We start from the raw sequence: 21,826 nt of genomic DNA on the forward strand, positions 1-21,826 counted from the left end.
AGATGACGACCTTTCAGGAGGCAGCATGGCACCCGCAACCACCCCCCGCAGCTTTCAGGAAATCATCCTGCGGCTTCAATCCTACTGGGCCGCGAAAGGCTGCGCGGTGTTGCAGCCCTATGACATGGAAGTCGGTGCGGGCACGTTCCACCCGGCAACCACGCTTCGCGCGCTGGGAACGAAGCCTTGGGCGGCGGCCTATGTGCAGCCCTCCCGCCGCCCGACGGACGGGCGCTATGGCGAGAACCCGAACCGGCTTCAGCACTACTACCAGTATCAGGTGCTGATCAAACCGTCGCCGCCCGATCTTCAGGCGCTTTATCTCGGCTCGCTGGACGCGATCGGTATCGACACGGCGCTCCATGACATCCGCTTCGTGGAGGATGACTGGGAAAGCCCGACGCTGGGCGCCTGGGGGCTAGGCTGGGAGGTCTGGTGCGACGGGATGGAGGTGAGCCAGTTCACCTATTTCCAGCAGGTCGGCGGCCATGACTGCAAGCCCGTTTCGGGCGAGCTGACCTATGGGCTGGAACGGCTGGCCATGTATGTCCTGGGCATCGACCACGTGATGGACATGCCCTTCAACGACCCCGCCGCGCCCATTCCGCTCAGCTATGGCGACGTGTTCCGCCAGACAGAGCAGGAATACAGTCGCTGGAACTTCGATCAGGCCGATACGGCGATGCTGCTCCGGCATTTCGAGGATGCGGAGGCGGAGTGTGAACGCATCCTCTCCGCCCCTGAGCTGGACAAGGCGGGCCGCCGGATCGTCATGGCGCATCCGGCCTATGACCAGTGCATCAAGGCGAGCCACCTGTTCAACCTGCTGGACGCCCGTGGCGTGATCTCCGTGACGGAGCGGCAGGCCTATATCGGGCGGGTACGCGCGCTGGCCAAGAAATGCGCCGATGCCTTTGTCACCACAGAGGCGGGTGGGGCAGGGGAAGCGGCGTGAATGGCAGGCTTGTCGGCGGGATACTGATCGGCGCGGCGCTCCTTGCGGGCATCGCGATCTACTGGTTGCAGGTCTATGCCTTCTACCGCGACGTGCCGGAGGCCGAGGCTGCGCTCACGCTGACCGACCGGGATGGGCAGGTGGAACCGCTGGTGGTCGGCGACTTTCGCGCCATCGACGCCTCCTCCTCTCCCATCCGCTTCCGCGCCTGTTTCCGCACCCGTCTGACGGCGCAGGAGGTGGAGCGCTTCGCCCCCTATCCCGGTGCAGAGCCTCTGATCGCGCCGCGTTGGTTCGATTGCTTCGACGCTTCCGCCATCGGCGCGGCGCTTGCCTCCGGCGCGGCAAAGGCTTTCCTTGGCGCGGCGCATCCCGAAGGGTATGACCGCGTCATTGCCCTCTATCCCGACGGCCGGGCCTACGCCTGGCAGCAAATCAACCCGACTTTCGCGCGAGAGACCGATGCCAGACCTGCTCCTTGAACTCTTCTCAGAGGAAATCCCGGCGCGGATGCAGGCCAAGGCCCGCGACGATCTGAAGAAGCTCGTCACCGACGGGCTGGTGGAGGCGGGGCTGACCTATGCCGGGGCCGCAGCCTTTTCCACGCCGCGGCGGCTCACGCTGACGGTTCACGGCCTGACCGCCGAGAGCCGCGCCGTGCGGGAGGAGCGCAAGGGCCCGCGGGTGGATGCACCCGCCCAGGCCATCGAGGGCTTCCTGCGCGCCACGGGGCTGACGCAGGAGCAGCTTGAGATCCGCGCCGACAAGAAGGCACAGGTCTATTTCGCCGTGGTCGAAAAGCCGGGACGTCCCGCGCCGGAGATCGTGGCGGAGGTGGTGGAGCGCACGATCCGCACCTTCCCTTGGCCAAAATCCATGCGCTGGGGGTCGGGGTCGCTCCGCTGGGTGCGGCCGCTGCATTCGATCCTCTGCCTGCTCACCAGCGAGGCGGGCGCGGAGATCGTGCCCTTCGCGGTGGACGGGATCAAGGCGGGCGCCACCACCGAAGGCCACCGTTTCATGGCGTCGGGCCGCTTCGCCGTCACGGGGTTTGAGGACTACGCCGCCAAGCTGAAGGCCGCGAAGGTAATGCTCGACCCGGCCGAACGGGCGGAGCATATCCGCAATGATGCTGCCCAGATGGCCTTTGCGCAGGGGTTGGAGATCGTCGAGGATGCAGGCCTTCTGGCAGAGGTCGCGGGGCTGGTTGAATGGCCGGTCGTGCTGATGGGCCCGATTGGAGAGGAGTTCCTGACCCTGCCGCCGGAGGTGCTGCAAACCTCCATGAAGGAGCATCAGAAGTTCTTCTCCGTCCGCGACAGGGCGGGCCGGATCGTGAAGTTCGTAACCGTCGCCAACCGGGAGACGACGGATGACGGCGCGACCATCCTTCAAGGCAACGGCAAGGTGCTGCGCGCCCGCCTGTCGGATGCGCGGTTCTTCTGGGAAAACGATCTGCGCACCGTGAAGGCGGAGGGGCTGGAGGGCATGGCCGCGGGCTTGGCCCATGTGACCTTCCACAACCGGCTGGGTTCGCAGGCCGACCGAATCGGCCGGATCGAGGCGCTGTCGCGGGAACTGTCCCCGGTGACGGGGGCCTCTCCCGATCTGGCGGCGGAGGCTGCGCGGGTCGTGAAGGCGGACCTGCAATCTGCCATGGTCGGTGAGTTCCCGGAGCTTCAGGGGGTGATGGGCGGTTACTATGCGCGTGCTGCCGGGCTGCCCGATGCGGTCGCCGATGCCTGCAAGGCGCATTACTCGCCGCTCGGGCCTTCCGATGAGGTGCCGAGCGAGCCGGTTTCCGTCACCGTGGCGCTCGCGGACAAGCTGGACACGCTCACCGGCTTCTGGGCGATCGACGAGAAGCCAACGGGTTCGAAGGATCCCTTCGCTCTCCGCCGCGCCGCGCTGGGGGTGATCAGGCTCGTGCTGACGAACGGGCTGCGGCTGAACCTGCTCGAGTTGCTGCTGGCGCCGATCCGGCGGAGCCGCGCCGCCATGGCGGCGACGATGCCGGAGGTTTCTGGTGCGCCCGACCTTTCGGACGAGCGGGTGGAAAAGGAATGCGCGCTGGTGCTGGCCGGTGATCTGCTCGCCTTCTTCCACGATCGGCTGAAGGTTTACCTGCGGGATCAGGGCATCCGCCATGACGTGATCGACGCTTGCCTCGCAATGCCGGGCAACGATGACCTCACGCTGCTGGTGAAGCGGGCGGAGGCGGTCGCCGCCTTCCTGAAGTCGGAGGATGGCGAGAACCTGATCCAGGGGTTCAAGCGCGCCAACAATATCCTCACGGCGGAGGAAAAGAAGGACGGCGTGGAGTATTCCTTCGGGCCCGACGTGAAATATGCCGAAGCGCCAGAGGAAAAAGCGCTCTTTGCCGCGCTGGACAGGGCGGAGGCCGAAATCGCGCCCGCCCTGGCATCCGGGGATTTTGCCGCCGCGATGACGGCAACAGCCGCCCTCCGTCAGCCGATCGACGCGTTCTTCGAGGCGGTGCAGGTCAATACCGGGAATCAGGTGCTGCGGAGAAACCGGTTGAACCTGCTCAACCGGATCCGCACCATTTGTACACGAGTGGCCGATCTCGGCCGTATCGAAGGCTGACGCTGCGTCGCGGCAATTTTCGGATTGCCGGACTTGTCGGAACGGCGAGCGCAGATATTTAGAAGGGGGGGTTGCTGCGGTGCAGAAAGTGACGGATTTCGTCTCCATCACGCCGACGGCGACGATCGCCGTTCAGAGCCACGGCTGGCGGGCGAAATGCCTCCAGCGGCTTGTGCGTCTTCAGATGCCGGTTCCGCCGACGGTGGCGCTCTCCTTCGATGCGGTGCGGGCACTGGCGGCCGGCTATCCGCTTGATGCCTCTGCGCTCACCGACCTGCTGGGCCCGGGGAAGCTTATCTGCGTCCGGCCCAGCCCCGAGAATACCGAGTGGGGTGGCCCCTCCGCCGTTCTGAACATCGGTATGGGCGAGGAGTGCCACAACGCGCTGTCGGAAACCCATGGGCGAGAGGCAGCGGATGCTCTCTATCTCCGCTTCGTGCAGGCCTATGCCGTCAACGTCGCGCGCCTCGACCCCGATATGTTCGAGTCCGACATGCCCACGGCGGAGGCGCTGCGCTTCGCGCTTCGCGCCTACGAGGACGAGACCGATGAACCCTTTCCGCAGGGAGCGGAACGGCAGCTGGCCGATGTGCTCCGCTCCATGTCGCGGGCGTGGGAGGGCACGTCGGCGCGGCTGCTGCGGCAGGCGAAGGGTGCGCCGGTGGATGCGGGGCTTGGCCTTGTCGTGCAGGCCATGGCGCTGGGTCTGGGCCGGGCGGAATCGGGCTCCGGTGTCATGCAGTTCGTTGACAGCACGACGGGTAAGCCGGGGATCAACGGCCGCTACCTCAGCCAGAGCCAGGGACGTGAGGCGCTGGCGCGGCGTGAAGGCTCGCTCTACCTCACCCGCGATCCGCGCGGTCCTTCGCTTGAGGAACTCTGCCCAGGCCCCTTCGATGAACTGGTCCGGCTGGGCTCGGTCAGCCGTCAGGGTCTGCGCGAGGAAATGCAGATCGAGTTTACTATCGAGAACGGCCATCTGCACGTTTTGGATGCGCTGAAGGTCGCGCGTACCTCACGCGCGGCGGTCACTATTGCGGTGGCGCTGGCGGAGGACGGCGTTATCGAACGGGAGGAGGCGCTTCTGCGCATCCAGCCCCGCGCGCTATCGGAGCTTCTGCACCCGCAGGTTGACCCGTCGGGCGAACGTGACGTGATCGTCAAGGGTATCGCCGCCAGCCCGGGGGCGGCACAGGGCCGTATCGTTTTCAGCGCAATGGCGGCGCAGGCCATGTCGGCACGTGGGGAAGCCTGCATTCTTGTCCGGCGCGAAACCGCGCCGGAGGATGTCCGCGGCATGCATGCGGCGAAAGGCATCCTGACGGAACGGGGCGGCATGACCAGCCACGCCGCTGTCATCGCACGCGGGCTTGGCCTGCCGTGTGTCGTCGGAGCATCATCTCTCCGGTTCAATCCGCGGGACCGAACGCTTACCGCCATAGATGGGCGCATCTTTCACGAAGGCGATGTGATCACGATAGACGGCACGCGAGGTGAGGCGCTGGCCGGCGCACCCGGCTTGCTGGAGCCTGCATTGGATGATGCGTTCTACAGCCTGCTTCATTGGGCGGATGCGGTGCGCGATATCGGTGTCCGCGCCAATGCCGACACGCCGGACGACGCCCGCATGGCCCGTGTCTTCGAGGCGGAGGGTATCGGCCTGTGCCGCACCGAACACATGTTCTTCGAGGAAGGCCGTCTGACCGTGATGCGGGAGATGATCTTCGCCGACCGGTCCGAGGACCGCGCCGAGGCGCTGGACCGTCTGCTTCCCATGCAGCGCGATGATTTTGTCGAGCTTTTCGAGATCATGGACGGCCACCCCGTCTGCATCCGTCTGTTCGACCCGCCGTTGCATGAGTTCCTGCCCCAGACCCGTGACGGGATGCGCGAACTGGCCGAAGCGCTGGATCGCCCGCTGTCGGAGGTCACGCGGCGGGTGGAGTCCATGACGGAATTCAATCCGATGCTGGGTCTGCGTGGCGTGCGTCTGGGTATTGCGATGCCGGAGATCTATGACATGCAGGTCCGCGCGATCTTTGAGGCGACGCTGGAAATCGGCCGTCGCGGCAAGCGGGTCGTGCCCGAAATCATGATCCCGCTCGTCTCCGCCCGGCGGGAGGTCGAACTGGTAAAGGCCCGGATCGACGCCGTCGCAGCCCTGGTACAGGCCCGCATGGGGGTGCCACTGGATTTTCGGCTCGGGGTCATGGTGGAAACACCGCGTGCGGCGTTGCGATCGGGCGATCTTGCGCAGCACAGCGCCTTCCTGAGCTTCGGCACCAATGATCTGACACAGATGACCTATGGCCTGTCTCGTGACGACGCGAGCCGGTTCATGAGCACTTACGTTCAGCAGGGCGTGTATCCTGAAGACCCTTTCCATCGGCTCGACACCGAAGGTGTCGGGGAGCTTCTGCTGATCGGCGCGGAACGGGGAAAGCGGGTGAATCCCGATCTCACCCTCTCCATCTGCGGGGAGCACGGAGGCAATCCCGAATCGATTTCCTTCTGTCGCGCGGCAGGATTCGACTACGTCTCCTGTTCGCCGTTTCGTGTTCCGGTTGCGAGGTTGACCGCTGCTCATCTTGCGCTAGAGAAGTGGAAGCGCAGGTAATTATCTATAAGTTTCCGCTTAGTATCGGAAATATCTCACATTATTTATGGAAAACTATCGGCGGGGTTCCGCCGATATGTGTGGTATTTTTGCCACGTGAGTGGACCGCCCCCGCGATTGCCGCCTAACTCCCTTTCCGGCCCCTCGGGGCGCGAATGAAAACCAGTCGGGGAATGGGATGACCAGGACAGGACGGGGTATCGCGGTGGCTCTGGCTCTGGCCTTGGGATCACCGGCGACCGCCTTTACCGACGCGGCGACAACCGCGACGAGCGCGCAGGACGCGAACCATATATCGGCTGACGTGCGAAGGCCCGTCGATCCATGGCTTGTAAAAGCCGTCTCCGCCCCCGCGGAAGGGGAGATGCGTGTCCGGTATGACACGAGCTGGCTGGACGAACAGCCGAAGGCAAATGGCGATGCGAACTGGCGTTGTCTGGCCAAGGCCGTCTATTTCGAATCTCGCGGTGAGCCGCTGCAGGGACAGTTTGCCGTCGCGGAGGTGATCCTCAACCGCGTGGAAAACCAGCAATGGCCAAATTCCATCTGTGGCGTGGTGAAGCAGGGCTGTCAGTTCTCGTTCATGTGCGACGGCACGCCCGACCATATCGCGGAGCGGAAGGCCTACGAGCGTGCCGGCAAGATCGCGCGGCTTATGCTGGACGGTGCTCCGCGCCAGCTCACCTACGGAGCGACGTTCTTTCACACGGTCCATGTGAAGCCCGGCTGGTCGCGCAAGATGGCGCGGACCACCCTCATCGGCGATCACCTGTTCTATCGGCTGCCCGGCGCGACGCAGCGCGTGGCAGCGGACTGAGGTCGCGAACGGCATTGCTGGCATCTTCGGCTGCATCGTCTTAGGATCGGCGCCTTGCAGATGCCGCGCGAGGAGCCTCCGATGACCGATGAAACCCGCCTCGCCTTCGCTCACCCGGAGGCGCGCGCGGCTGCCACAGCGTCCGACCCCCCGCTCGACCGGATCAGCCTGCGCGATCACGTGGTGGAGGCCGACATCGGCGCCTTCGCGGAGGAGCGGGGCAGGTGGCAGAGACTGCGTTTCGACATCGTGGTGGAAGTCGCGGCCCGCCCGGAGGGCAGCGACGACGACGTGGATCACATCCTGTCCTATGACCGGCTGACGGAAGCCGTGCGCGATGAGCTGGCTGAGGGCCGGGTGAACCTGCTCGAAACGCTGGCTGAGGGCGTGGCGGACCGCATCCTGTCGCACCGCCTTGCGCGGCGGGCCTTTGTTCGCATCCAGAAACTCGACCGCGGACCGGGCGCGCTGGGGGTGGAAATCATGCGGACGGCGGGGGAGGAAGCCCGGGCCGAGAGTGCCCTTCCCGCCTTTGCCGTGCTGCTGGTGTCCGCTGGAGAAGCTGCGCGCACCTCGGAGCTGCTGGCCGGGGTCGGAGAGGCCGTGGTGATCTGTCCAGGCCCTCCGGGAGAGCGCCCCATTGTGGCCAGCCCGGCGGCGCAATGGCGGATCGACCTTCTCGCGCTCGATCAGGCGGCCTGGCTCATCGCTGCAGCAGAGCCGCGACTTTCCGTCGTGGCCTCCCGCACGGAGATGGACTGGTCACTTCGACAGGGGCGGCCCACAGTCTGGGCACCTGCCAAGATGCTTCTGGATGCGAGTGGGGAAGGCCAGCCCGCCCCGGATGATCTGGGTGCGCTCGGCCTGTGGCTGGCGGTACGGCACGGGGCGGAACGGATCATCGCGCCGGAGGGTCTTTCGGTCCCGGCGGGACCTGTCCCGGTCGTGCGGCGGCCGGCCTAGCTCTTGCCTATACGGCTGCTTTCCGCCACAGAAACCGCATGACTTATTGGCGTCCTATTGTGATGAGCGACCCTGCCATGCCTGAGGCGGCGCTGCCGCTGGCGGGCGGCCCGCTCTGGTTCGACCGGGTGGAGATGTGGGAGCGGGGCGGGCCGAGGAGCCTGCTTCCCGCGCGTGATCTGCCGTCTGAGATGCGGGCCCGGCTGACAGAACCGCGGGCGCCGGTCGGGGGCCTTCCGCTCGACCGTCCGGTGGTCATGGGGATCCTGAACGTCACGCCCGACAGCTTCTCGGACGGCGGGCGCCACGACGCTCCCGAGGCCGCGTTGGACCATGCCCGCAGCATGATCGCCGCCGGAGCGGAGATCATCGACATCGGTGGGGAATCGACCCGCCCCGGCGCCCCCGAAGTCCCTGTGCGGGAGGAAATCGCGCGAACCGAGCCTGTGATCGCGGCCCTGCGTGCCGGGATGGCGGTGCCGCTTTCCATCGATACGCGGAAAGCGGTCGTGGCACGGGTCGCAGTCGCGGCGGGGGCGGTGCTGGTCAACGATGTGACGGGTCTCGACTTCGATCCGGGCATGGCGGCTGCGGTGGCGGAGACGGGAGCCGCGCTCTGTGTCATGCATTCGCGCGGCACGCCGGAGACTATGATTGGCCTGACCGCCTATGACGACGTGCTGGCCGATGTCTATGACTGGCTGGAAGCATCCGTCCTTCGGGCGGAGGCGGCGGGTATTCCGCGCAGCCGCATCGTGGTGGACCCGGGGATCGGCTTTGCCAAAACGGCGGAGCAGAACGTGGTGCTGCTGCGGGGGCTGTCGCTGTTTCACGGGCTGGGCTGCGGGTTGCTGCTCGGCGTCTCGCGCAAGCGTTTCATCGGGGCGATCGGCGGCGCGGCAGAGCCCCGCCAGCGCATGCCGGGATCGGTCGCCGTGGCGCTTGCCTGCGCCGGGCAGGGGGCGCAGATCCTGCGCGTACATGATGTGGCCGAGACGGTTCAGGCGCTGCGGTTGTGGCGCGCCATGACAGGCAGAGGTTGGGAGACGAGAGAATGACACGCAAGCTCTTCGGCACGGACGGAGTACGGGGGCAGGCCAACACCTACCCGATGACCGCCGAAATGGCGTTGCGTCTTGGTGCGGCGGCAGGGCGCTATTTCCGACGCGACGGGCTGAACCGGCATCAGGTGGTGATCGGCAAGGATACACGTCTGTCGGGCTACATGTTGGAAAACGCGCTGACGGCGGGGCTGACGTCCACCGGCATGAACGTGCTGCTGCTCGGACCGGTGCCGACGCCTGCGGTGGGCTTCCTCACGCGATCCATGCGGGCGGATGTCGGGATCATGATTTCCGCCAGCCACAACCCGCATCAGGACAATGGCATCAAGTTCTTCGGCCCTGACGGTTTCAAGCTCTCCGATGAGGCAGAGGCGGAGATCGAGGCGATGGTGGCGGGGGAAATCCTGCCCGCCAAACCGCAGAACATCGGGCGGGCCAAGCGGATCGACGACGGGCGTGGACGCTATGTGGAATATGCCAAGACGACCTTTCCCGGTCGTGGTCGGCTGAACGGGCTGAAGATTGTCGTGGATTGCGCCAATGGAGCGGCCTATCGCGCCGCCCCGGAGGTGCTCTGGGAGCTCGGGGCGGAAGTCATCGCCATCGGGGTGGCGCCCGACGGGTTCAACATCAACGCCAACTGCGGCTCCACTCATCCCGAAACAGCGGCGCGGCGCGTGGTGGCCGAAGGTGCGGACCTTGGCATCGCGCTTGACGGCGATGCCGACCGGGTGATCCTGATCGACGAGCAGGGCGCGATTGCCGATGGCGATCAGATCATGGCGCTGCTGGCCCGGCGCATGCAGGAACGCGGCACGCTCGCCCATGAGACGCTGGTGGCGACGGTCATGTCGAACCTGGGACTGGAACGCTATCTCGCGGACCGGAGCATCACGTTGAAGCGAACGCCGGTTGGCGACCGTTACGTGGTCGAGGCGATGCGGGAGGGCGGCTTCAATCTTGGTGGAGAGCAGTCCGGCCATATCGTGATGACCGACTACACCACGACCGGAGACGGGCTGGTCGCGGCGCTGCAGTTTCTCGCTGCGATGGCGGATACGGGAGAGAAGGCGAGTGTGCTCGCCCGCCAGTTCACACCCGTTCCCCAATTGCTGCGGAACGTCCGCTATACGGCGGGGCAGGAGCCGCTTGCCCTCAAGAGTGTGCGGGACGCGATCGCGCAGGCGGAACGCGCGCTGAACGGCCGCGGCAGGCTTCTCATCCGCAAGTCCGGCACGGAGCCGCTGATCCGCGTGATGGCCGAGAGCGAGGATGATGCACTGACGGAGACGGCCGTCTCGGGCGTCGTCGATGCAGTGGAAGCGGCCACGCGCGCCTAATGAAATAAGGCCGCCTTTCCGGGACGGCCTTATCGGGACGGCTGTAGTGCCGCAACGGCGGCACGGTCAATTTCAAACCACTGCAGCCGCAGCGCGCTTGCGCTTGATCTCCTCATGCATCCACGCGGTGATGTAGAGCGGGATGGGAGAGAGCAGCACGATGATATTCGCCGTCATTGGGGAAACATCCCGGCCCTCGGCCCAGATCTCGATCACATAGACGGCGAGGATATGGATGGTGAACACCTGCAGCGAGTGCCGCCCCAGCGTTGTCAGGAAGGGCCGCGTGAAGAACCAGTTGGCAAAGACCGAGGCCTTGTTGATCCACCGGCGGCTGCTTTCCTGCCCGGCCGAGATCAGCCAGACGATCAGGAACAGGTCGAGGAAGAACGCCACCACATAGATCGGAGCGAGCATCGCCCTGTCAGATGTCCAGTAGAGCGTGTTGCTGTAATCCGGCCCGAACCAGTGCTGGCGCACTGCGATGTCGAATACAGCCAGCGCGGCGAACCCGATCAGTCCGACGAAGAACACCTGCTCATAGACGGGCTTCTTCAGGAACTCGAGCGACAGCGTCTTGTTCGCCATGAGGTAGCCCGGATAAAGTCCGGCAAAGAACAGAACCTGCCAGCCGAAAACGTCGAAATAGATGCCGATGTTGACAGGATGGCCCATCTCGCGCAGCGCGCCCTCTATCGGCGGCTGGAGAATGTCCGTCAGCCCGAGTTGCGCGCCCAGCCACAGCAGGACAGACGTGATGAGCACCACGGGCCCGCGCCCAGTCTTGAAAGCCCAGAGCACGAAAGGCGTGGCGATCATGAAGAACACATACATCGGCAGGATGCCCATATGCATCGAACCACCAACGAGCAGCAGGGAGACAAGCGTGAATAACACCGGTTCCCGCGCATAAGACGACAGGATGGCCGGAACATCCGAGAAGGCGGCGAAAACCAGCGCTGCCACAAGAAACACCCCGATCAGCGCGGCCTGATAGGCGTATATCTTGCGGATGCGGGACCAGATGCTGCTGGTCATCGTCTCATAGCCGCGCTTGAGCAGGATCTTTCCATAGACAAGCCCCACCACCAGCCCGGAAACAAAGACAAAGCCCTGCGCGTCCTCCACCCATCCGATGGAATGATGGGTCAACACACCGATGGGTGCATTCACGACGGGCGCAACATGCGCGATCATCATGAACAGCAGGAAATACCCGCGAAATCCGTCGATTAGCGTGAGACGCATGGGATGTCTCCGAATGAAAATCAGGGTTCGAAAAGCGGAACCCTTTGGCGGCTAACGCTGTAGGCCCGGAATCGATCCGTGAAAAGGCCGCGACAGGCAAAATCCCGCCATATCGTCGTGAACTTGAGGAAGGATATCGCCGACGGCAAGGAACTGCAAAAAAAGCGGCAGGCGGGCTTGACGCGACACCGGGGCTGGAATACCTACGCGCCACTTCGGCGGAGTAGCTCAGTTGGTTAGAGCAGAGGAATCATAATCCTTGTGTCGGGGGTTCAAATCCCTCCTCCGCTACCATAAAGACCTGCAAAGGCGTGCACGTGTGCCGTCGCGGTAAATGGTCTTTCCCTATCACAGTGGGCTTCTGACCCGGCAGTGAGAAACTCCGGCGTATGATGATGAGCGGTCGCTGTCACCGTGGCTCCATCCGCGCATCCGCATGGCCGCGTCATCACGTCAGAACGCTTGGCACCCATGCGTTTGTCTGGATTGCAAAAAAACATCGGTTCGCGCTGTGCTGCATCAGGTATTTTCAGGTGCAGCCATGAAATCCGACGCGGATTTGCAGTCCATTCTGCATGTGAGGAATATCAACTGAGGAATATCAACGAATTCTTGAGAGGTTTTCTCGTGGCGACAGTTGAGAGCCTCAGCTTGGACGCCAGAGATCGTCTTGAAGCACTCATCGGCACCTCCAAGGCGCTTCTGGTGGCGCTTGCACTCCACCGGGTGGGGCGCCGGTTTTCAGCGCGCGGTGAGTTCGTGAGCCACTCCTAGCTCGCGTGCCCTGCGGTACAGACGGACGTTGCCCGAAGCCTGCGCCGTTGGCAGGTTGCATTGCAATTTGCCACGGAATGCTACCTGTATTCAGTGTAGAACAGTTAACGAAGCGAACTTCGACGAGGAAACCGGTTTCGGGCGGTTCTCGCGCGAGAGCATCGCCAATCAGCAAAATCAGGAGCTTTTCATGACCGCGAAGTCAGAGACCGCGAAGACCGGCGTACGCCATGTCGCCCGCAAGTCGATCTTCGATGAGGTCTATGACGATGCGAATTGGGGGGAAGGTAGGAACTTCGCCCCGCGCCCGGCGCCGAAAGCGGCCGAGGAACACGAAGTCTGGCAACTGACCCTTGGGAAGGGGCGGGAGAAGCCCCGCAAGGTCAAGTAGCCGACCGGACGTCTATTATTCAGGCGTTATGCGGTCTCGCTCTGGCGACCATGTTTTCTGACACGAAGCCAGCGCTCCGTGCTGCTGCAATGAATGCGCGACGCGCCGTTCCGACAGAAACCATGCAGTCCATGGCGGCATCAAGCTGATCTACAGCCTTCTGGCGCGCGTCATCGGATACCGGCCATTTGCGGCGAAGCCAGTAACTTGCCTGTTCGATGGTGCTGAATTTCTGCACGTCGCCGTCGGGAGACGTGACAAAAGACAGGGGTTCACCCCAGTTAATCTCGATCAAAATATACTTCTTTCTGGAAGGTGGATTGCCCGCATCCCTGATGTCGAGGCAGTCCATGAAGATGCGGGATCGGCATGTCGCCGGTCCCGCCTTTGTACGGTAGAGGCTGGACGATCAGGCCAGCGAGAGGTTCGTCGCCGATTCGCGACCATTGCGGTCACGCTCGATATCGAACGTCACGGCTTGGCCGTCATTGAGACCGCGGAGACCCGCACGCTCAAGCGCGCTGATGTGGACGAACACGTCCTTGGAGCCGCCTTCGGGCTGAATGAAGCCGAAGCCTTTGGTGGAGTTGAACCATTTTACGGTGCCATTGGCCATCGTAATATTCCCTTATCATAGATGTCGCCCGCAGGAGGCGGCGACCCGGCAAAGCTGAAAATCGAAAGCTGAGCCGAAAGGAACAGGTTCGAAAAGCATAGATGCCGGTCGTATATAAGTGTTGGGGAAATAAATGCGAGTGGGCAAGTTAAAATTTCTTCGGTTCATGCAAAGAAAGTTCGCGCAGCAGGCAGGGTGCTCTCCCCGTTTGCCAGATTTGTTTCGGCCCAAAGTTCCTTCAATCTCCGGTCGATCCGTGAGGCAATTGAAAGAGGGCTTCACGTCTGCGTTGGAACGGAAATCAGTCGCAATCTGTGGAGAATCGGCCGGAGATCCGCACATTTCCGATCACGCGGGAGGAGCTTCCTCTCCGATCTCCCGCGTCAGAGGCATGACATTTGAGAGCCTGCTGGCGGCCGGTGTGTCAGCGTGGTCCGTTGCGCGCGGGGAGCACGCCGGACTCCTTCCGCTGGAGACGGCTGTCGCCAATATATTTCGGCGCTGCTAGCGTCGCAGGATGCGATTCCCGCTTCTCCTCGCCTTCTGTCTGCTACCCCCCGCCTGTGCCGCTGCGCCGGACCCGAGAGGGGACCGCGACTGCGTGGTGCTGTTGCATGGGCTGGCGCGGACGGAAGCGTCTTTTCTGCTGATGGAGGAGGCGCTGGAACATCGCGGCTACCAAGTCGTGAATTCCAGCTATCCTTCCACCGACGCGCCGGTGGAAGCCCTTCTGGGCGAAGTCGATAGCGCGGTTGCGGCCTGCGGCGGGGCGGAGGTGAACTTTGTCACCCATTCCATGGGCGGTATCCTGCTCCGTGCATGGTTCGCACAGTCCCGGCCCGAGCAGCTGGGGCGCGTCGTTATGCTGGCGCCGCCCAATGGCGGATCGGAGATCGTGGACGAATTTGCGGACCTTGAGCTATTCCGCTACATCAACGGTCCCGCAGGTATGGAACTTGGAACCAACCCGGAGAGCCTGCCGAACCGCCTGCCACCGGTGAATTTTCCGCTGGGGATCATCGCGGGCGACCGATCGCTGAACCCGATCTTCTCATCGCTGATAGTGGGGCCCGACGATGGGAAGGTTTCGGTTGAGAGTACAAAGGTGGCGGGCATGACCGATCACATCGTGTTGCACGTCACACATACATTCATGATGAACAACCCGCTGGTGATCGCCGAGACGATACGATTTCTTGAAACTGGCGCCTTCGATCATGCAATGACCGGCAGCGAGGCGCTCCGTAGCCTCACCACCGGGCCGGGAGGGCTGTTCAGCGCCCCGCCGGAATGATCCTGTTCACATGGCCCATCTTCCGGCCCGGCCGCGCCTCGGACTTGCCGTATAGATGCAGCGCGGTATTGGCCTGCCGGGAAAGGTCGGGGAGGCGCAGCACATCGTCGCCGATCAGGTTCTCCATCTCCACATCCGCAATTCGGTGCCCATCCCCCAGCGGCCAACCCGCGACGGCGCGGATATGCTGCTCGAACTGATCGACGACGCAACCGTTCTGTGTCCAGTGACCGGAGTTGTGGACGCGGGGGGCGATCTCGTTCACCAACAGCCCGGCTTCGGTAACGAACAGTTCCACTCCCATCACGCCGACGTAATCGAGCGCATTGAGAATACGCGCCGCAATCAGAACAGCGTCGCTTCTCTGCGCGGAGTTGAGGGTGGCGGGGACGCGGGTCGTGTGCAGTATCCCGTCCCGGTGGACGTTTTCGCCCGGATCGTAGGCGGCGACCGAACCGTCCAGCCCGCGCGCAGCAATGACCGACACCTCACGGCTGAAGCTGACAAAGCCCTCCAGCACGGCCTCTGCCCCTGCCATGACGATAAAGGCCTGATCAGCCTCCTCAGGGTTGCGTATGCGGGCCTGCCCCTTGCCGTCATAGCCGAGACGGGTGGTCTTCAAAATCGCAGGGCTGCCGATTTCTGCCAGTGCCCGCGTCAGATCATCCCGCGTCGTGACGCGATGATAGGGGGCGGTGACGAGACCCAGAGAAGTCAGGAAGTCTTTTTCCGCAATGCGGTCCTGACTGACAGCCAGAGCCCGACGACCGGGGCGGATGGGGCGGATAGCCTCGATGGTGTCGAGAGATGCGGTTGGCACATTCTCGAACTCATAGGTCACTACATCAACAGAGGCGGCAAAGGCCATCAGTGCTTGCCGGTCGTCCCAGGCGGCGGTGGTCACACGCTCGGCGACCTGACCCGCGGGGGGATTCGGCGCGGGATCGTAGATATGGCAGCGCAAACCCAGTCGCGCCGCAGCGACGGACAGCATACGGCCAAGTTGACCACCGCCGAGAATGCCGATCACGGCTCCGGGGGGAAGTGCGTCACTCATCTACCGGCTCCTCGGGAATGGAGGCGGAGAGAGCCTCTCGCCATGCGTCCAGGCGGGCGGCAAGTGCTGCATCGCCGAGAGCCAGTATGCCTGCGGCCATCAGGCCGGCATTCGCCGCGCCCGCCGCTCCAATGGCCATGGTCGCCACCGGATAGCCTTTCGGCATCTGCACGATGGAATAAAGACTGTCCACGCCCGAGAGCGCCCGCGTCTGCACCGGCACACCGATCACCGGCACTCGCGTCTTGGACGCCATCATGCCCGGCAGATGCGCTGCTCCGCCTGCACCCGCGATGATGACCTTCAGGCCGCGCGAAGCGGCTGTGCGACCATAGTCCCAGAGCCGGTCGGGCGTCCTGTGCGCCGAAACGATGCGCTTTTCGTATGTCACGCCGAGTTCATCCAGCACCGCCGCCGCTTCGCGCATCGTCGGCCAGTCCGACTGGCTGCCCATGATGATGCCGACCTGAAAGTCCATCCCGATCTCCCGTTTGATAGCGCGGGACTATAGCCATCACATGGCGGCGGGCAACCTCACCTGGGGGCTTCAGGCGATGATGTCGGGGGTAAGCATGTCTTCATAGCGCTGAATGCGGTCCTTCAGCAGCAATTTTTGCTTCTTGAGGCGACGAAGGGTAAGCTGATCGCTGCGGCCCGTCTCCTCCAGCGCGAGGATCGCCGCGTCCAGGTCGCGGTGCTCGCGCTTCAGCAGTTCAAGCCTGATGCGCATGGCTTCTTCCGTCTCGAATTCCTGCGGCGCGTTCATCCTGACATCCGTGCGACTGGCCTGGGAGGCCGAATATAGCGGGGTGGAGGCATGAAGGCAAAGCCGCAGCACTTGCGGGAGCAGAAAGAGCGCCCCATATTCAACTTCGAGGGTCGCCGATCTCCGGGACTCCAAGCAACGTCGCTTTTCAAGGACTTGCCACGATGACGAAACTGACTTTTGCTGCCCACCCTTATCTTCTGGGCTTCGATCAGCTTGAACGGCTGGTGGAGCGGACGGCGAAAAACGGCAATGACGGCTATCCGCCGTATAATATCGAACAATCGGGTGAGAACGCCTACCGGATCACGCTCGCTGTGGCGGGTTTCCGGGATGAGGATCTGTCTATAACGTTGGAAGACCGCCAGCTCGTCATTCGGGGCCGTCAGGCCGATGAGCAGGCCGAGCGCGTCTTCCTCCATCGTGGAATAGCCGCCCGACAGTTCCAGAGGAGTTTTGTCCTTGCCGAAGGCGTGGAGGTGCGGGGTGCTAGTCTGGAAAACGGGCTGTTGCATCTGGACCTGGCGCGGAGCCGCCCGGAGTCGGTTGTCCGGACCATCGAAATCAACAAGAGTTGAAGGAGGACATCATGGACGCGGAATTTGAACTTTCCCAGGCCGGCGCGGAACGCATCGTCTATGTCCGCCCCGTCGAAGTGTCCGAGCTGCCGGAAATCGTCCAGGAACAGGCGCTGGGCGCAAAACAGCTTTATGCGCTTTACGATGAGGACGGCGAGCGTCTCGCGCTTGTGCGGGATCGCCGCATCGCCTTTGCGCTGGCACGGGAAAATAACCTAGCCCCCGTGAGCGTTCACTAAGATAGGGCTAACAATGACAACGGCCCCGGGAAGCACTCGGTGGCCGTTTGTCTATTTTCCCCTCAATGTCCCGAAAAGCCGGGCGGGATTTCCACTTCGTTGTCGATCAATGCAGCGAGGGTGAGGGCGACACTCTCAGGTTGCGTAGGTTTCGCGCAGACGGCAGAGCCCTTGTAGCGGCGCGTCAATTCACCTGAATTGTGCCGACCGGTGTGAAACACGATTGGAATGTGCCGCAGCACCAGATCGTCGGCGAGAGGAAATACGGCCTCTCCTGCCAGGTCAACATCGAGAATAGCACCGTCGATCTGCCCTTTGCCCAGCATTTCGAGTGCACGTCGCAGGCGGTGACAGGGTCCGATGACGCTCGCCCCCATGTCTTCCATCGCAAAAGTAAGGTCGAGCGCAAGTATCGCTTCGTCCTCCACTATCAGTATGTTCTTCCCACTCAGCATTTTGCCACTAATCGCGCTGCTCATCGCGACCCCTTATCGATGCCGTCCGCTTGCCTGCCGGCGGTCATGAGATTCTCTCAGTCGAATACCCCATAGCGCTCCGTTCACACGATCCGACATTTTTCGATTTCCACGCGCCAGTCACGCCATTGGATTTCATGGGGAACGCCGAGATCTGGAGGAGGTTCCCGTTACGACGTCGGAAAACGGACTATGGGCGCAATGTCTTGAGCATTTCATAAGATTGGGTTCGCTGGGCAACACCTGATGGCTAAAACAATACGGACGACGCTGGCGGGCGTCGTCCGGAACTTGTCCGCGCATTTGCGACTGCTGGGTGGTTAAGGTCGTATAAGACCCAGCGCTGTCAGCTTCTCGAGAATCTGGGATGCGCATTCAGCAACGTCGCGGCCTTCGGTCTGAATGCTCAGATCTGGCGACGTCGGTACTTCGTAGGGGTCTGAAATACCGGTGAATTCGACAATTTTTCCCGCTCTCGCCAACTGGTATAGCCCTTTTCGGTCGCGCCGCTCGCATTCCTCCAGGCTGGTTGCCACATGGACTTCCAGAAAAGCGCCATGCGATTCGACCATCTCACGTACGGCCTGCCGCGTTGCCGCATAGGGGGCGATCGGGGCGCAGACGGCGATACCCCCGTTTTTTGCGATTTCCGAGGCCACAAACCCGATGCGGCGAATGTTGATATCGCGATGTTCGCGCGAGAAGCCCAGTTCAGAGGATAGATGCTTGCGCACCAGGTCGCCGTCCAGCAGGGTCACCTGCCGCCCGCCGATCTCCATAAGCTTAACGAGCAGCGCGTTCGCGATGGTCGATTTGCCCGAGCCGGAAAGCCCGGTCATGAACACCACGAAGCCCTGCTTGGAGCGGGGCGGAGAGGTCCGGCGCAGTTCCGTCACGACGGAGGGGAAGGAGAACCAGTCCGGTATCTCCTGACCCTCGCGCAGGCGACGGCGAAGTTCGGTCCCGGAGATGTTGAGGATGGTCGCGCCATCCTCAACCTCGTCACGGGGCTCGTACTGGCCGCGCTCGGCCACATATACCATCTGGCGAAAATCGACGAGCGTCACGCCGATCTCCTCCGCATGGGTGCGGAACAGGTCCTGTGCGGCATAGGGATCGTAGAAATCCTCCCCCTTGCCGTTCTTGCCAGGACCTGCGTGGTCGCGGCCGACGATGAAGTGGGTGCAGCCGTGATTGCGGCGGATCAGGCCGTGCCACACGGCCTCCCGCGGGCCACCCATTCGCATGGCAAGGTTCAGGAGGCTGAGTTCCGTGCTTTCCGTCGGATACTGGTCCAGCACCGCCTCGTAGCAGCGCACGCGCGTGAAATGGTCGATGTCGCCCGGTTTGGTCATGCCGACGACAGGATGGATCAGCAAGTTCGCCCCGGCTTCCCGCGCGGCGCGGAATGTCAGTTCCTGATGCGCGCGATGCAGCGGATTGCGCGTCTGGAAGGCCACGACGCGATTCCAGCCACGCTCCCTGAACAGGGCGCGGAGGTCGTTGGGCGACTTGCGTCGCGCCTCGAAATCGTAGTGCGCGGGGGGCTGAAGACCGATGATCCTCCCGCCAAGATAAACCTCGCCCGCGATATCGTGCAGATAGGCGACAGCCGGGTGCGAGGGATCGTTCGCGCCGAAGACATGCTCTGCCTCACGCACCTTGTCAGGCGACCATTTGTCGTTGACCCTGAGAATGGCGAGGATCACGCCCTCTGCATCACGGAGCGCGATTTCCGTTCCCTGCGCGATATGCTCCGCAAAGGCCGAAGACACATCCAAGGTTACCGGCATCGGCCAGAGCTGGCCATCGGCCAGCCGCATCGTCTCTACCACGCTGTCGTAATCGGCGCGGTCCAGAAAGCCCTCCAGCGGCGCGAAGCCACCGTTCATCAGAAGCTCCAGATCGCAGAGTTGTCGCGGCGTCAGATCCCAAGACAGAAGGCTTGCGGCATGGGCCTTCAACGCCGGAACATCCTCCGGAGCGGCGTAAAGCTCCCGGATCGGCGAATGATTGTCCTGGTAGGTAGTGCGCGCGACGGAGGCGTCTGCGACGAGATCTTTCATGCTGTCCCTCGGCTTTCCTCGCCGCGGGGAAATCACGGCGTGCCGGGGCTTTAGAGCCGTGCTGGTTCTCCGATCAAGCATGGATAGGCCAGGGCGATTACGAAAAGGCGGATGATCCGCCTTTTCCATCCGGGCTGGGAGAAAAACTTTCTCAAAACCCGAAATGCGCAACGCTGTTTTTGGACGATCGTCCTGCGCTGGCCCCTACTCAGCGGGGCGCGCGACTCTGCCCGTTGCTTGCGTTACATCGGCGGGCATGTCGTTGGAGATGGTTCCCAGCCCGAGGTCCGGGGTGACCGGCTCCGCCTCGCCCTGCTGCGCGAGCCAGCGCTCCGCATCGAGCGCGGCCATGCAGCCCATGCCGGCCGAGGTCACGGCCTGCCGATAGGTGTGGTCCGTCAGGTCGCCTGCGGCGAAGACACCGGGGATGGAGGTCTGCGTGCTGCCCGGCTCCACCCACACATAGCCGCCGGAATGCAGGCGGAGCTGGTCCTTCACCAGTTCGGAGGCGGGGTGGTGGCCGATCGCCACGAAGAAGCCGTCGCAGGTCACGGTCTGCTCCTCCCCCGTCACCGCGTCGCGCAGCCTGACACCGGTCACGCCCAGCGGGTCCGTGGTGCCGAGGATCTCTTCCACCTCACGGTTCCAGAGCACCTCCACCTTCGGGTTGGCGAAAAGGCGGTTCTGCATGATCCGCTCCGCCCGGAGCGAATCGCGGCGATGGACGAGGGTGACCTTGCTGGCGAAATTCGTCAGGAACAGGGCCTCTTCTACGGCGGTATTGCCGCCGCCGATCACCACCACATGCTTCCCGCGGTAGAAGAAGCCATCGCAGGTCGCGCAGGCGGAGACGCCGAAGCCCTTGAACTTCTCCTCCGACGGCAGGCCGAGCCATTTCGCCTGCGCCCCTGTGGCGAGGATCACCGAGTCTGCGGTGAAGGTCTGCCCGCTGTCGGTTTCCGCGCGGAACGGACGGGAGCGGAGGTCGAGTTGCGACACCATGTCCGGGATCACCTCCGCGCCCATCTCGCGCGCGTGATCGGCCATGCGGAGCATGAGATCCGGCCCCATCACGGCGGTATCGCCGGGCCAGTTCTCCACATCCGTGGTGATGGTGAGCTGGCCGCCGGGTTGCAGCCCCTCGATCACCACAGGTTCCAGCATCGCCCGCGCGGCATAGATCGCGGCGGTATAGCCGGCCGGACCGGAGCCGACGATCAGGACACGGATGTGACGGGTGGCGGCCATGGGGATCTCCATCTTTGTCGGATAGGGCATATAAGCGTTCCCGGCGCGCGACGGAAGCCGCCGTGCGGGCGGGAGAGTGACGCAGCGCGATCGTTACCCGGAAGGCTTGCCCTGCCCGCGATAGGGGAATACATCCCCACCGGCGTCGGGCAACAATCTTGCCCCGGCCTCCCCTTTTACGCATCAGATGGAGCGGAGCCGCCAATGGCAGGCGAGAAACTCGACCAGATCGACCGAATGATTCTCGCGGAGCTGCAGGCTGACGGGCGGATGACGAACGTGGAACTTGCGCGCCGTGTCGGCATTTCTGCGCCGCCCTGCCTGCGCCGCGTGCGTTCGCTTGAGGAACAGGGCTTCATCCGCGGCTACCATGCGGAAGTGGATGGGCAGATGCTTGGTTTCGAGGTGCAGGTCTTCGCCATGGTGCGCCTGACGAGTCAGGCGGAGAAGGACCTGCAATCCTTCGAGCGTCAGTGCCAGGATTGGCCGCTGGTGCGCGAATGCCATATGCTGAACGGTGAGATCGACTTCATCCTGAAGTGCGTGGCTCCCGATCTGACGAGCTTTCAGCGCTTCCTGACCGGTGATCTGACCGCGGCGCCGAACGTGGCCAGCGTCAAGACATCCTTGGTCATCAGGGGCGCCAAGGACGAACCTGGCGTACCTTTCGAGGTGCTGGAGGAGCGGCTGAAGCGGTTGGCCTGAACTGC

General features: G+C 63.4%; 23 protein-coding genes and 1 tRNA gene. 15 read left to right on the plus strand and 9 right to left on the minus strand.

Annotation, left to right across the window (positions count from 1 at the left end):
- Positions 1–25 precede the first annotated feature (25 nt).
- From CG51_RS10985 to glmM, 8 genes are all read left to right on the plus strand, one after another.
- Positions 26–955, plus strand: a complete 930-nt coding sequence (locus CG51_RS10985; RefSeq protein ID WP_035744928.1) for a glycine--tRNA ligase subunit alpha — start codon at positions 26–28, stop codon at positions 953–955.
- On the plus strand, positions 952–1,437 hold the full coding sequence (locus CG51_RS10990) for a DUF6446 family protein (RefSeq protein WP_035744929.1): 486 nt from the start codon (positions 952–954) through the stop codon (positions 1,435–1,437). Before CG51_RS10985 ends, CG51_RS10990 begins: the two co-directional genes overlap by 4 nt.
- Complete coding sequence (gene glyS, locus CG51_RS10995; protein WP_035744930.1) at positions 1,418–3,562, plus strand: glycine--tRNA ligase subunit beta; 2,145 nt, start codon at positions 1,418–1,420, stop codon at positions 3,560–3,562. Before CG51_RS10990 ends, glyS begins: the two co-directional genes overlap by 20 nt.
- A 79-nt stretch (positions 3,563–3,641) precedes the next feature.
- Complete coding sequence (locus CG51_RS11000) at positions 3,642–6,179, plus strand: putative PEP-binding protein (RefSeq protein WP_035744931.1); 2,538 nt, start codon at positions 3,642–3,644, stop codon at positions 6,177–6,179.
- Positions 6,180–6,357: 178 nt separating this feature from the next.
- Positions 6,358–6,996 carry a cell wall hydrolase gene (locus tag CG51_RS11005; RefSeq protein WP_084695146.1) on the plus strand — a complete coding sequence of 213 codons (639 nt, stop codon included), beginning with the start codon at positions 6,358–6,360 and terminating at the stop codon, positions 6,994–6,996.
- Positions 6,997–7,077: 81 nt separating this feature from the next.
- On the plus strand, positions 7,078–7,959 hold the full coding sequence (locus tag CG51_RS11010; RefSeq protein WP_035744932.1) for a dihydroneopterin aldolase: 882 nt from the start codon (positions 7,078–7,080) through the stop codon (positions 7,957–7,959).
- A 38-nt stretch (positions 7,960–7,997) separates the two neighbouring features.
- Positions 7,998–9,017: a dihydropteroate synthase gene (folP, locus tag CG51_RS11015; RefSeq protein WP_035744933.1), complete on the plus strand. Its 1,020-nt coding sequence runs from the start codon at positions 7,998–8,000 to the stop codon at positions 9,015–9,017.
- Entirely contained in the window at positions 9,014–10,363 is a 1,350-nt protein-coding gene (glmM, locus tag CG51_RS11020; protein ID WP_035744935.1) for a phosphoglucosamine mutase, read from the plus strand. The genes folP and glmM overlap by 4 nt, the downstream gene beginning before the upstream one ends.
- 72 nt (positions 10,364–10,435) lie before the next feature.
- Here glmM and opgC read toward each other — a convergent pair whose 3' ends face one another.
- Complete coding sequence (gene opgC, locus CG51_RS11025) at positions 10,436–11,611, minus strand: OpgC domain-containing protein (protein WP_035744937.1); 1,176 nt, start codon at positions 11,609–11,611, stop codon at positions 10,436–10,438.
- Between the two features lie 217 nt (positions 11,612–11,828).
- Here opgC and CG51_RS11030 point away from each other — a divergent pair.
- The 3 genes from CG51_RS11030 (at position 11,829) to CG51_RS11035 (ending at position 12,776) form a co-directional block, all read left to right on the plus strand.
- Positions 11,829–11,905, plus strand: a tRNA-Met gene (locus tag CG51_RS11030).
- A gap of 357 nt (positions 11,906–12,262) precedes the next feature.
- Positions 12,263–12,385, plus strand: coding sequence for a hypothetical protein (locus tag CG51_RS20940; RefSeq protein ID WP_269845369.1), 123 nt, complete (start codon positions 12,263–12,265; stop codon positions 12,383–12,385).
- Positions 12,386–12,575: 190 nt separating this feature from the next.
- Complete coding sequence (locus tag CG51_RS11035; RefSeq protein ID WP_035744939.1) at positions 12,576–12,776, plus strand: hypothetical protein; 201 nt, start codon at positions 12,576–12,578, stop codon at positions 12,774–12,776.
- A 19-nt stretch (positions 12,777–12,795) separates the two neighbouring features.
- On the opposite strand, the gene CG51_RS11040 is transcribed toward CG51_RS11035, so the two are convergent.
- Positions 12,796–13,128 carry a DUF982 domain-containing protein gene (locus CG51_RS11040; protein WP_088233531.1) on the minus strand — a complete coding sequence of 111 codons (333 nt, stop codon included), beginning with the start codon at positions 13,126–13,128 and terminating at the stop codon, positions 12,796–12,798.
- 57 nt (positions 13,129–13,185) lie between these two features.
- A complete protein-coding gene (locus tag CG51_RS11045; protein ID WP_035713291.1) occupies positions 13,186–13,392 on the minus strand; it encodes a cold-shock protein in 207 nt (68 codons plus the stop codon).
- Between the two features lie 517 nt (positions 13,393–13,909).
- On the opposite strand from CG51_RS11045, the gene CG51_RS11050 reads away from it, so the two are divergent.
- Positions 13,910–14,686 carry a lipase family protein gene (locus tag CG51_RS11050; RefSeq protein WP_051930430.1) on the plus strand — a complete coding sequence of 259 codons (777 nt, stop codon included), beginning with the start codon at positions 13,910–13,912 and terminating at the stop codon, positions 14,684–14,686.
- Here CG51_RS11050 and CG51_RS11055 read toward each other — a convergent pair.
- The 3 genes from CG51_RS11055 to CG51_RS11065 all read right to left on the minus strand — a co-directional run bounded on the left by CG51_RS11055 (position 14,667) and on the right by CG51_RS11065 (position 16,509).
- Entirely contained in the window at positions 14,667–15,743 is a 1,077-nt protein-coding gene (locus CG51_RS11055) for a 5-(carboxyamino)imidazole ribonucleotide synthase (protein WP_035744940.1), read from the minus strand. The two genes, CG51_RS11050 and CG51_RS11055, sit on opposite strands and share 20 nt — an antisense overlap.
- Positions 15,736–16,221 (minus strand): 5-(carboxyamino)imidazole ribonucleotide mutase, encoded by a 486-nt coding sequence (gene purE / locus CG51_RS11060; RefSeq protein WP_035744942.1) that lies wholly within the window; start codon positions 16,219–16,221, stop codon positions 15,736–15,738. The genes CG51_RS11055 and purE overlap by 8 nt, the downstream gene beginning before the upstream one ends.
- A 69-nt stretch (positions 16,222–16,290) precedes the next feature.
- On the minus strand, positions 16,291–16,509 hold the full coding sequence (locus CG51_RS11065) for a YdcH family protein (protein WP_035744944.1): 219 nt from the start codon (positions 16,507–16,509) through the stop codon (positions 16,291–16,293).
- A 164-nt stretch (positions 16,510–16,673) separates the two neighbouring features.
- Here CG51_RS11065 and CG51_RS11070 point away from each other — a divergent pair, with 164 nt between their 5' ends.
- Positions 16,674–17,087, plus strand: a complete 414-nt coding sequence (locus CG51_RS11070; protein ID WP_035744946.1) for an Hsp20 family protein — start codon at positions 16,674–16,676, stop codon at positions 17,085–17,087.
- Positions 17,088–17,098: 11 nt separating this feature from the next.
- The gene (locus tag CG51_RS11075) at positions 17,099–17,326 is read left to right on the plus strand and encodes a DUF1150 family protein (protein ID WP_035744949.1); all 228 of its coding nucleotides are present in this window, start codon (positions 17,099–17,101) and stop codon (positions 17,324–17,326) included.
- Positions 17,327–17,388: 62 nt separating this feature from the next.
- Here CG51_RS11075 and CG51_RS11080 read toward each other — a convergent pair whose 3' ends face one another.
- From CG51_RS11080 to trxB, 3 genes are all read right to left on the minus strand, one after another.
- Positions 17,389–17,805, minus strand: a complete 417-nt coding sequence (locus CG51_RS11080) for a response regulator (protein WP_051930432.1) — start codon at positions 17,803–17,805, stop codon at positions 17,389–17,391.
- A gap of 317 nt (positions 17,806–18,122) precedes the next feature.
- The gene (locus CG51_RS11085) at positions 18,123–19,868 is read right to left on the minus strand and encodes a bifunctional sulfate adenylyltransferase/adenylylsulfate kinase (protein WP_051930434.1); all 1,746 of its coding nucleotides are present in this window, start codon (positions 19,866–19,868) and stop codon (positions 18,123–18,125) included.
- 204 nt (positions 19,869–20,072) lie between these two features.
- On the minus strand, positions 20,073–21,116 hold the full coding sequence (gene trxB, locus CG51_RS11090; RefSeq protein ID WP_084695148.1) for a thioredoxin-disulfide reductase: 1,044 nt from the start codon (positions 21,114–21,116) through the stop codon (positions 20,073–20,075).
- Positions 21,117–21,320: 204 nt separating this feature from the next.
- Between trxB and CG51_RS11095 the strand changes: the two genes are divergently transcribed.
- Positions 21,321–21,821 carry an Lrp/AsnC family transcriptional regulator gene (locus tag CG51_RS11095; protein ID WP_035744952.1) on the plus strand — a complete coding sequence of 167 codons (501 nt, stop codon included), beginning with the start codon at positions 21,321–21,323 and terminating at the stop codon, positions 21,819–21,821.
- Positions 21,822–21,826 lie beyond the last annotated feature (5 nt).

Origin of the sequence: Haematobacter missouriensis, from assembly GCF_000740775.1 — a bacterium.
Lineage (GTDB): Bacteria > Pseudomonadota > Alphaproteobacteria > Rhodobacterales > Rhodobacteraceae > Haematobacter > Haematobacter missouriensis.

Excerpts from the sequence above, each read along its gene's own strand:
- CG51_RS10985 (WP_035744928.1), top strand. The coding sequence starts at position 26 with ATGGCACCCGCAACCACCCCCCGCAGCTTTCAGGAAATCATCCTGCGG.
- glyS (WP_035744930.1), top strand. The coding sequence starts at position 1,418 with ATGCCAGACCTGCTCCTTGAACTCTTCTCAGAGGAAATCCCGGCGCGG.
- CG51_RS11005 (WP_084695146.1), top strand. The coding sequence starts at position 6,358 with ATGACCAGGACAGGACGGGGTATCGCGGTGGCTCTGGCTCTGGCCTTG.
- CG51_RS11010 (WP_035744932.1), top strand. The coding sequence starts at position 7,078 with ATGACCGATGAAACCCGCCTCGCCTTCGCTCACCCGGAGGCGCGCGCG.
- folP (WP_035744933.1), top strand. The coding sequence starts at position 7,998 with ATGACTTATTGGCGTCCTATTGTGATGAGCGACCCTGCCATGCCTGAG.
- glmM (WP_035744935.1), top strand. The coding sequence starts at position 9,014 with ATGACACGCAAGCTCTTCGGCACGGACGGAGTACGGGGGCAGGCCAAC.
- opgC (WP_035744937.1), bottom strand. The coding sequence starts at position 11,611 with ATGCGTCTCACGCTAATCGACGGATTTCGCGGGTATTTCCTGCTGTTC.
- CG51_RS11035 (WP_035744939.1), top strand. The coding sequence starts at position 12,576 with ATGACCGCGAAGTCAGAGACCGCGAAGACCGGCGTACGCCATGTCGCC.
- CG51_RS11040 (WP_088233531.1), bottom strand. The coding sequence starts at position 13,128 with ATGGACTGCCTCGACATCAGGGATGCGGGCAATCCACCTTCCAGAAAG.
- CG51_RS11045 (WP_035713291.1), bottom strand. The coding sequence starts at position 13,392 with ATGGCCAATGGCACCGTAAAATGGTTCAACTCCACCAAAGGCTTCGGC.
- CG51_RS11050 (WP_051930430.1), top strand. The coding sequence starts at position 13,910 with ATGCGATTCCCGCTTCTCCTCGCCTTCTGTCTGCTACCCCCCGCCTGT.
- CG51_RS11055 (WP_035744940.1), bottom strand. The coding sequence starts at position 15,743 with ATGAGTGACGCACTTCCCCCCGGAGCCGTGATCGGCATTCTCGGCGGT.
- purE (WP_035744942.1), bottom strand. The coding sequence starts at position 16,221 with ATGGACTTTCAGGTCGGCATCATCATGGGCAGCCAGTCGGACTGGCCG.
- CG51_RS11065 (WP_035744944.1), bottom strand. The coding sequence starts at position 16,509 with ATGAACGCGCCGCAGGAATTCGAGACGGAAGAAGCCATGCGCATCAGG.
- CG51_RS11070 (WP_035744946.1), top strand. The coding sequence starts at position 16,674 with ATGACGAAACTGACTTTTGCTGCCCACCCTTATCTTCTGGGCTTCGAT.
- CG51_RS11075 (WP_035744949.1), top strand. The coding sequence starts at position 17,099 with ATGGACGCGGAATTTGAACTTTCCCAGGCCGGCGCGGAACGCATCGTC.
- CG51_RS11080 (WP_051930432.1), bottom strand. The coding sequence starts at position 17,805 with ATGAGCAGCGCGATTAGTGGCAAAATGCTGAGTGGGAAGAACATACTG.
- CG51_RS11085 (WP_051930434.1), bottom strand. The coding sequence starts at position 19,868 with ATGAAAGATCTCGTCGCAGACGCCTCCGTCGCGCGCACTACCTACCAG.
- trxB (WP_084695148.1), bottom strand. The coding sequence starts at position 21,116 with ATGGCCGCCACCCGTCACATCCGTGTCCTGATCGTCGGCTCCGGTCCG.
- CG51_RS11095 (WP_035744952.1), top strand. The coding sequence starts at position 21,321 with ATGGCAGGCGAGAAACTCGACCAGATCGACCGAATGATTCTCGCGGAG.